We start from the raw sequence: 9,367 nt of genomic DNA, 5'->3' as shown, positions 1-9,367 counted from the left end.
CCCGCTGCACCCTCCAGCAACTGGCCGCGCCACGTCGTGATCTGGTTCGGGTGCACGTCAAACTGATGCGCTAGCTCGGCCAGCGTCTTCTCGCCCTTTACCGCAGCTAAGGCCACCTTCGCCTTGAATGCCGGGCTGTGGTTCCGGCGTGTTCGCTTCGTCATACGATCTCCTGTTCGGCAGCCAAGCTGGCCGCGTTCAGGCAGAAACTCCACTTTGCAGCCTGTCCAGATTTACCGAGCCACCTCTCTCTCCAGCCGAGCGATGTCCTTGAACACGTCATATCGGTTGTTCGGTTCACGCTGGTTCGCTTTCTTAAAGAATTTTAGCTCGATCGCGCATCGCCAATCACGATCGTCAGCAGTCGTCAGTTTGAACCATACGTCGATGCGGCCGCGTCTCGCTCCGATCAGAGGTTTCTCTAACTCGATCGAAAACGTCTCGCGGGGATGCTGCAACGCAAGGTCGCCCATTGTCGAAATCACCCGGCCCAAATGCAGTTGCAGGGTCGCTTCGCTTTCGCATCTGACCCGCCCGCCGTGAATTTGTGCGAACAGCACCGGTACTGCAGCTTGAACGAGTTTGCGGAGGCGTTCGATCGACATTCAGCAGCTTAGCCACGTCTCCATATGCCGGTCACGGAGAAATCGCCGCTCCAGCTCAGTAAACGATGGCATCATCAACCAAGAGCGATCTACGCCATGTAGGTCGCATTCCAGATCGTCCAGTTCCGGCACCGGGAACGGCGACTCTTCCCAAAACCGCCCATTCGCCACCGTCACCCCGTACGACCGGCACCGGGTCTGCCGCCACCAACCCACCTAGGGGGATCGCTTACACGCCCCGGCCATCCGCCCTCACCTCGCCGATACCGCCCGACCCGAAACCTGCCCCTAAAGCCATTGGACACAGCGCCCCCAATCGTGTGCTATGACCCTCAACCGACATTACCCACCCCAACAGGAGCCCATCATGCAATCGACCCGTTTTGGCCGGCTGGCGCTGGCAGTGGCCGTTTCCTCACTCGCGCTGGCGGCGTGTTCGAAGAAGCCCGATTATGCCGACAGCACGCCGGCGGCAGCGAATGCGGTCGCCGAGGCCCCTGCCGCAGCGACGCCAGCCGCCGCGCCGGCTGCCGCGAGCGGGGCACCGGCCGCCGACAATGTCGACACCGTCGACGGCACCAAGCTCGCCAGCTTTACCGGCGACGCGACCAAGGGTGGCATCGTCTTTTTACAGTGCAAGACCTGCCATGAGTTCGACAAGAACAAGATCGGCCCGATGCTGAAGGGTATCGTCGGCCGCAAGGCCGGCACGGTGGCCGGCTTCAGCTATTCCGACGCCAACAAGAATAGCGGCATCACCTGGAGCGCCGAGAAGCTGTTCCAGTATCTCGAAAAGCCGATGCGCGTCGTGCCCGGCACCAAGATGACCTATGCCGGCCTGTCCGACGCGCAGAAGCGCGCCGATGTGATCGCCTATCTCAAGGCCAACTGAGCGACCAACGGCCATCCTCCCCCCGCGCCGATCCGCCGATTGCGGCGCACGGTGCGGGGCGGTTTGGGGCGCGTCGCCGCCCTCCTCTTTTCGTGCAGCTACGCTCGCCCCGCAAAAGGGGCTCGACAGGCCCCGTCGATCATGAAGAACGGCGGCCCCATCTCCAGCACGATGCACCGATCTGGTTCCCGACGCTCTCGGTCGTGACCGGGCCCGCCGCCGACAGCTTTTCGTGGTAAAGCCGTGAAAATGCTGTAATTACGGTATCGCAACGATATGCGAGGGGCGGTCATGACGATCACCAGAAGGGCGTTGATTCAGGGTTCGACCGCGTTTGCGCTGTCGGCGATGCTGCCGGTGCGCGCTGCGGCGGATGGCCATGGCACTTCACTCACCGCCGACCAGGCGCTCGCCCAACTGATCGAGGGCAACCGCAAGTTCATCGCCGGTGGGGTGCCGGCGCCGCTCGACCCGGCCCATCGCGGCAAGCTCGTCGCGGGGCAGGAGCCCTTTGCGACGATCGTGTGCTGTTCGGACAGTCGTGTGCCGCCGGAGCTGATCTTCGATACCGGGTTCGGCGAATTGTTCGTCGTGCGCAATGCGGGCAACACCGTCGCTGCGGTGCAGTCGCTCGGCAGCATCGAATATTCGGTTGCCAATCTGAAGGTGCCGTTGATTATCGTGCTCGGCCATAGCGATTGCGGGGCGGTCAAGGCGGCGACGGGTATCGTCCAGAACAATGCCCGCTACCCCGGCAGCATCGGCCCGATGGTCGAGCCGATCCTGCCGGCGGCGCTTGCCGTGCGCGACCAGCCGGGCTCCCCGTTGGACAATGGCATCGCCGAGAATGTCCACCGCGTGACCGCGCGCCTGCGCTCGGCCGAGCAGCCGATTCTCTACCCGCCGCAGCATGCGGGGAGGCTGAAAATCTGGGGCGCGGTCTATGATATCGACACCGGCAGGGTCCGCTTGATCGATCCGCCGACCGACATTGTCGTGCCCGCGACGGCGGTGACAGGCGCGATGACGCAGCATTAGGTTGTAGCGACCCGGCCTTGGCGGCGAAAAAGTCTTTTCCGTCCAAGCGATTCGCGTGGTGCCGGTCCATTCCGGCCACGCGGATCGACAGAGGGGAATGAGCATGCGTGCACGGCATCTGACGGCTTTTCTGGCGCTGGCGATCGTCGCGGCGCCGGCGGCGGCGAGCGATGGCTTCACCCCGGATGCGGCGGCGACCTGGTCGGCGCGCAGCCTGTTGATGGCCAAGGTGATGGACGATGCGGCGGCGGGGCAGCTGAACAAGGCGAGCTTCGCGACCGCCTGCAACGGGCTCACCGGCGAGCAGATGAAGCATGAATATGGCAAGGAACCGCGCTGGGCACTGGCCGCGCAGCTGGTGATCTGCTCGGGCTATGATGGCTGGGCGGGCAAGTTCCAGGGATCGAAGAACCCGTGCGCCATGCTGAAAAAGGGACTGAAGGAGCTGGAGGGCGCCAGTGCGGCGAGCAATCCGCCGGAGGTGATCGCGGCGGGGGCGGCGTTGCGGACGACGGTTTCGTTGTTGCTGGAGGCGACGGGCGACCATCGGGGTGCCTGCCACCTTTGAGGGGAGGGCGGGCCTTATACCTAATCCCCGCTAGCATGACTCTCTCAAGCCCCTCTCCTTCAGGGGAGGGGCTAAGTACCTGACCCGCGAGATGTGACCGAAACCCTTCTCCCCTTGTGGGAGAAGGTGGCGCGTAGCGCCGGATGAGGGGGAGTCCGGAACGCGACGTTCGCGTCAGTCCCCCTCACCCTCCCACTGCCTTCGGCAGCGGGCCCCTCCCTCTCCCACAAGGGGAGAGGGAAACTTCACCGCCATGGCGGCCCTCCGCCCCGTTCGGTTCGAGCGCCGTCTAGAAACCTGGCGAAGCGCTTGTTGCGGTTTCTCGACTTCGCTCGAAACGAACGGTGAATGTGGGAGCATCCCACTCAAGCGACCGGGCGGGCTGGACGGGGCCTGCGCAAAGGTAGATGATCGCGCCACGGCATCCCTGAACGAGTGGCGCATCCGATGATGGCTGACATGGCGTGCTGAAGCGCATTCTCATCGGCATCGCGGCGGTGATCGTGATCGCCATCATCGGCGTGACCGCGTTCGGGTGGCGTTCTTCGATCGCGCCGATCACGCCGCCCGCGCCGAGCAGCTTTGCGCCCGCGCAGATCGCCCGGGGCGAGGCGCTTGCCGGGGCGGGTTATTGCGCCACGTGCCACACCGCGAAGGGCGGCGCGGCCTATGCCGGTGGTTATGCGATGGCGACGACCTTCGGGACGATCTATTCGACCAACATCACGCCCGACGCGGAGACCGGCATCGGCAGCTGGTCGCTCGCCGCCTTCACCCGCGCGATGCACGAGGGCGTGCGGCGCGACGGCGGGCATCTGTTCCCGGCCTTTCCCTATGACCATTTCACCAAGCTGAGCGACGAGGATGTCGCCGCGCTCTATGCCTTCATGATGACACGGCCGGCGGTGCGCGCCGAGGCCAGGTCCAACGGCCTGCCCTTCCCGCTCAACGTGCGGCTGCTGCAGGCGGGGTGGAAGTGGCTCTATTTCAAGCCGGGGCGGTTCGTGCCCGATGCGGGCAAGGACGCGGTCTGGAACCGCGGCGCCTATCTGGCGGAAGGGCCGAGCCATTGCGGCGCGTGCCATACGCCGCGCGGGTCGCTCGGCGCCGAACTGCACGACAAACCCTATGTCGGCGCGGCGATCGATGGCTGGGTGGCGCCGCCGCTCGACAAGACCAACCCCTCGCCGGTGCCGTGGAACGAGGACGAGCTGGTCGCCTATCTCGGCACCGGGGTGAGCCGTTATCACGGCGTCGCGGCGGGGCCGATGGCAACGGTGCCGCATGGCCTCGCCAAGCTGCCGCCGGCCGATCTGCACGCGATCGCGCGCTATTTCCTGAGCATCAATGGCGCCGAAGCACGCGCGGCGGAAACGCCGGTGGCGATCGGCAAGGCGCTGGCCGCCGACAAGATCGGCATGGGGCGGCAATATGACCCTGTGGCGCGGCTTTATGCCGGGGCGTGTGCCTCGTGCCATTTCAATGGCGGCACCGACCCCAACCCGCTGCGCCCCGACCTGGCGCTCAACAGCGCGCTGTCGCTCGACGACCCGACCAATCTGATCCGCGTGATCCTCTATGGCATCGACGCGAAGCAGGGCATCCCGGGCGTGGTGATGCCGGGCTTTGCGACCGGGTTCAGCGACGGCGATGTCGCGCGGATCGCGGCTTATCTGCGCGCGACGCGCACCGCCAAGCCGGCATGGCCCGATCTCGAGAAACGCGTCGCGGCGATCCGTGCCGCAGGCAAGGGCCAGGAGTGATGACCAGCTTCACGATCAACGGCCGGACGGTGACCACCAATGTCGAGGACGACACCCCGCTGCTGTGGGTGATCCGCGACGAGATCGGGCTGACCGGCACCAAGTTCGGCTGCGGCATCGGCATGTGCGGCGCGTGCACCGTGCATGTCGGCGGGCGCGCGACGCGGTCTTGCATCACACCGGTGGCGGCGGTGGACGGCGCCGCGGTGACGACGATCGAGGGACTCGATCCGCAAGGGCAGCACCCGCTGCAACAGGCGTGGCGCGACCTGCAGGTGCCGCAATGCGGATACTGCCAGTCGGGCCAGATCATGCAGGCCGCCGCGCTGCTGGCCGATTTTCCGGCGCCGAGCGACGACGAGATCGACGCGGTGATGACGGGCAATCTGTGCCGCTGCATGACCTATGTGCGGATCCGCGCGGCAATCAAGCAGGCGGCGGGCAAGCAGGCCAAGCCGCCGACGATGACCGCCAAGCCGGTGGCGGCGGGGGCAAAGACGTCATGAGCCGCCTTCCCCCGCCCGAAACCCGCACCAACCCGCTGTCGCGGCGCGGCTTCCTCGTCGCCAGCGGCGCGACCGGCATCATGTTCGGCTTTTCCGGCGTGCTCGCCGCGATCGACCCGGCGGTGCCGGGCAGCGTGCCGGCAGAGGCCAAGGGGCCGAGCTTTGCGCCGACGATCTGGTTCGGCATCGACGCCGACGGCATCGTCACGGTCAACATCATCCGCGCCGAGATGGGCCAGCATGTCGGCACCGCGCTGGCGCGGATCCTCGCCGACGAGCTGGAGGCGGACTGGAGCAAGGTGCGCATCGTCCATGTCGACACCGACCCCAAATGGGGTTTCATGGTGACCGGCGGCAGCTGGTCGGTGTGGCAGACCTTCCCGGTGTTCAGCCAGGCCGGGGCGGCGGGGCGGATCGCGCTGATCGAGGCGGGCGCGACGCTGCTCAAGATGTCGCCGGCGCAGTGCAGCGCGCGGGCCGGCGCGGTGCATGGCGGCGGTCGTTCGATCAGTTATGGCGACATCGCGAAGAGCGGCACGGTCGCGCGGCAATTCACCCCCGATGAGCTGGCCAAGCTCCCGATCAAGCCGGTCGAGAAGCGCACGCTGATCGGGCGCAAGACGCCGGCGCTCGATGTCGACGCCAAGACCAATGGCAGCGCGGTCTACGGCATCGACGCCAAGGTGCCGGGGATGGTCTATGCCCGGCCCAAGCTGCCGCCGACGCGCAATGGATCGAAGGTCGTGTCGGTTGACGACAGCGCGGCGAAGAATGTGCGCGGCTATCAGCGCTATCTGATCCTCGACGATCCGTCCGACACCGTGCCCGGCTGGGTGATGGCGATCGCCGACAGTTATCCGGCCGCGATCAAGGCCGCCGAACTGCTCGCCGTGACCTGGACGCCCGGCCCCGGCGCCGATGTCTCCGAAAAGATGCTGCTGGACCATGCCGCCGACCTGATCGGCAAGGCCGATGGCGGGGTCGAGCTCGACGTGGCCGATCACCCGGCGACGGGCGCGTTCGGCGCCGGCGCGGCGAGCACGATCGACGCCGCCTACACCACGGGCACCGTGCTGCATTTCCAGCTCGAGCCGCTCAACGCGCTGGCGTTCGAGAAGGACGGCGTGTTCGAGGTCCATACCGGCAACCAGTGGCAGAGCCTGATCATGCCGACCTTGGCCAAAGCGCTGGGCGTGGCCGAGAGCAAGGTGATCATGCGCAGCTATCTGCTCGGCGGCGGGTTCGGGCGGCGGCTCAACGGCGATTATGCCGTGCCCGCGCTGCTCGCGACCAAGGCGCTGGGCAAGCCGGTCAAGATGATCCTGACGCGGCAAGACGATGCGCGCTTCGATTCGGTGCGCTCGGCCTCGGCGCAGCGGCTGCGCATGGCGTTCGACGGCGCCGGTAACGTCCAGGCGATGGAGCATCATGCCTGTGCCGGCTGGCCGACCCAGGTGCTGGCGGCGGCGTTCCTCGCCAAGAACAAGGCGGGCGGCGCCTATGATCCGTTCGCGATTTCGGGAGCGGACCATTGGTATGATGTTGGGCACCAGCGCGTCCGCGCGATCGCCAACGACCTCGCCAACACGACCTTCCGCCCCGGCTGGCTGCGCTCGGTCGGGCCGGGCTGGACCAACTGGGCGCTGGAAAGCTTCATCGACGAGGCCGCGCACCACATCAAAGCCGACCCGGTCGCGTTCCGGCTAAAGCTGCTGACCGGCGCGGGCCGCAATGCCGGCAGCGCGCCGGCGGCGATCGGCGGGGCGCTGCGCCAGGCCGAGGTGGTGCGGCGCGCGGCGGCGATGGCGGGCTGGGGCGGCAAATTGCCGGCCGACACCGCGCTGGGCATCGCCACCAGCTTTGGCCAGGAACGCGACATGCCGACCTGGTCGGCATGCGTCGCGCGCGTCCATGTCGACCGCAAGACCGGGGTGGTAACGGTCGAGAAGCTGAGCCTGGCGGTCGATGCCGGGACGATCGTCGATCCCGATGGCGCGCTGGCGCAGGTGCAGGGGGCGGCCTTGTGGGGGCTAAGCATGGCGCTGCACGAGGGCACGACCTTTGTGAACGGCCAGGTCAGCGACACCAATCTCGACACCTATATGCCGCTGCGCATCGCCGACGTGCCCGAACTCGACATTGCCTTTGTCGACAGCAAGGAAGTGCCGGTCGGACTTGGCGAACCCGCGACGACAGTGGTCGGCCCGGCGATCGGCAATGCGATCTTCAACGCGGTCGGGGTGCGGCTGCGCCACCTGCCGATCGCGCCGGCGGACGTGCTGGCGGCGCTCAAGGGCTGAGGCCAGGGCCACCGGGTGAGTGCTGTCCTCCGGCGAAAGCCGGAGCCCAGGATCACGCAGTGCGACGCCTTTGGCTCTGGGCTCCGGCTTTCGCCGGAGAACGGAACATTGTTCGGCGCAGCGCGCCTGACCCGCCGTCAGACCCTACTGCTGGCATTGTGGGATCATCGCACATTGACCTGTGTCCGCGCTGGACAGGCGACTCCCCGCGCCGCTATCGCCGCGCGATGAGTGTCATCGCCACGATCATGAACAGCGTCACCGGCCAGCCGATCCAGAAGCTGACCTTCGGCCGCATGCCCAAGCCCTGGGCGTCTTTCAACCTCGCCTCGGGCGAACTGGTCACCGCCGACCGCGTCGAGGTCGGCAAGCCCGCCCCCGGAAAGTTCGTCGTGCCCGTGGCGGTGTGGGTGACGCTCAAGCAGTGACGCGGCGGCGCGGCGCGCATGCAAAAAAGGTTGGATATACGTTGATATCCGCACTTGCCGCAGGCAGATTCGGCGCGCAGCAGCTTTCCTGCTACCAAGACCGCCGGCGCGGTCGCCATGACCATGCAGGGGGATTTCCACCGTGGACTATGAAGCGTTCTTCGCAGGCGAACTGGACACGCTGCGCGAGGACGGGCGCTATCGGACCTTCGCCGAGCTGGAGCGCAAGGCGGGGGCCTTTCCGCGCGCCAGCCATCACACCGCCGACGGTGTGAGCGACGTGACGGTGTGGTGCTCGAACGACTATCTCGGCATGGGCCAGCATCCGGTGGTGCTCGAGGCGATGCACGCGACGCTCGACAAGTGCGGCGCGGGTGCCGGCGGCACGCGCAACATTTCGGGCACGACGCATGCCCATGTCGAGCTCGAGCGCGAGCTCGCCGACCTGCACGGCAAGGACGCCGCCTTGCTGTTCACCTCGGGCTATGTCTCGAACTGGGCGGCGCTGTCGACGCTGGCGGCGAAGCTGCCCGACTGCGTGGTGATGTCCGACGCGCTCAACCATGCCTCGATGATCGAGGGCATCCGCCACAGCCGCGCCGAGTGCCAGCGCTTCAAACATAATTCGCCCGAGGACCTCGACCGCCGGCTCGCCGCGGTCGCGCCGGGCCGCGCCAAGCTGGTCGCGTTCGAGAGCGTCTACTCGATGGACGGCGACATCGCGCCGATCGCCGAGATTCTCGACGTGTGCGAGGCGCATGGCGCGCTGTCGTACATCGACGAGGTTCATGCGGTCGGGCTGTACGGCCCGCGCGGCGGCGGCATCGCCGAGCGCGAGGGCCTGATGGACCGGATCGACGTGATCGAGGGGACGTTGGGCAAGGCGTTCGGCGTGATGGGCGGTTATATCGCGGCGTCCGACGCGCTGGTGGATTTCGTGCGCAGCTTTGCCAGCGGCTTCATCTTCACCACCGCCCTGCCCCCGGCGCTCGCCGCCGGCGCCGCGGCGAGCATCCGTCATCTCAAGACCAGCCAGGTCGAGCGCACGCGCCACCAGGAGCGCGTCGCCTATGTCCGCCGCCGGCTCGATGCGATCGGCATCCCGACGATGGACAATCCCAGCCACATCATCCCGGTGATGGTTGGCGACGCCAAGAAGTGCAAGATGATCAGCGACTGGCTGCTCGACAATCACGGCATCTATGTCCAGCCGATCAACTATCCGACCGTGCCGGTCGGCACCGAGCGGCTGCGCATCACGCCCTCG

At 66.9% G+C, this 9,367-nt stretch carries 10 protein-coding genes; 8 read left to right on the top strand and 2 right to left on the bottom strand.

Annotation, left to right across the window (positions count from 1 at the left end):
• Positions 1–164: transposase (locus U1839_RS26245; protein WP_332806509.1), on the bottom strand; the 164-nt coding region annotated here is incomplete at its 3' end.
• Positions 165–233: 69 nt separating this feature from the next.
• Complete coding sequence (locus U1839_RS26240; RefSeq protein ID WP_332806508.1) at positions 234–605, bottom strand: hypothetical protein; 372 nt, start codon at positions 603–605, stop codon at positions 234–236.
• A 367-nt stretch (positions 606–972) separates the two neighbouring features.
• On the opposite strand from U1839_RS26240, the gene U1839_RS26235 reads away from it, so the two are divergent.
• The 8 genes from U1839_RS26235 to hemA all read left to right on the top strand — a co-directional run.
• Positions 973–1,497, top strand: coding sequence for a c-type cytochrome (locus tag U1839_RS26235; protein ID WP_332806507.1), 525 nt, complete (start codon positions 973–975; stop codon positions 1,495–1,497).
• 291 nt (positions 1,498–1,788) lie between these two features.
• Positions 1,789–2,535 carry a carbonic anhydrase gene (locus U1839_RS26230; protein WP_332806506.1) on the top strand — a complete coding sequence of 249 codons (747 nt, stop codon included), beginning with the start codon at positions 1,789–1,791 and terminating at the stop codon, positions 2,533–2,535.
• Between the two features lie 103 nt (positions 2,536–2,638).
• Entirely contained in the window at positions 2,639–3,103 is a 465-nt protein-coding gene (locus U1839_RS26225; protein ID WP_332806505.1) for a hypothetical protein, read from the top strand.
• Positions 3,104–3,567: 464 nt separating this feature from the next.
• Positions 3,568–4,866: a c-type cytochrome gene (locus U1839_RS26220; protein ID WP_332806504.1), complete on the top strand. Its 1,299-nt coding sequence runs from the start codon at positions 3,568–3,570 to the stop codon at positions 4,864–4,866.
• Positions 4,866–5,372, top strand: a complete 507-nt coding sequence (locus U1839_RS26215) for a (2Fe-2S)-binding protein (protein WP_332806503.1) — start codon at positions 4,866–4,868, stop codon at positions 5,370–5,372. Before U1839_RS26220 ends, U1839_RS26215 begins: the two co-directional genes overlap by 1 nt.
• Complete coding sequence (locus U1839_RS26210; protein ID WP_332806502.1) at positions 5,369–7,672, top strand: xanthine dehydrogenase family protein molybdopterin-binding subunit; 2,304 nt, start codon at positions 5,369–5,371, stop codon at positions 7,670–7,672. The genes U1839_RS26215 and U1839_RS26210 overlap by 4 nt, the downstream gene beginning before the upstream one ends.
• Before the next feature lie 227 nt (positions 7,673–7,899).
• Positions 7,900–8,100, top strand: coding sequence for a hypothetical protein (locus U1839_RS26205; RefSeq protein WP_332806501.1), 201 nt, complete (start codon positions 7,900–7,902; stop codon positions 8,098–8,100).
• Positions 8,101–8,242: 142 nt separating this feature from the next.
• The coding region (gene hemA, locus U1839_RS26200; protein ID WP_332806500.1) for a 5-aminolevulinate synthase at positions 8,243–9,367 on the top strand (1,125 nt) is incomplete at its 3' end.

The organism is Parasphingomonas halimpatiens, assembly GCF_036663795.1.
Classification (GTDB): domain Bacteria; phylum Pseudomonadota; class Alphaproteobacteria; order Sphingomonadales; family Sphingomonadaceae; genus Sphingomonas.
The sequence above is the reverse complement of the archived record's forward strand: the minus strand, read 5'-3'. Positions and strand labels throughout refer to the sequence as shown.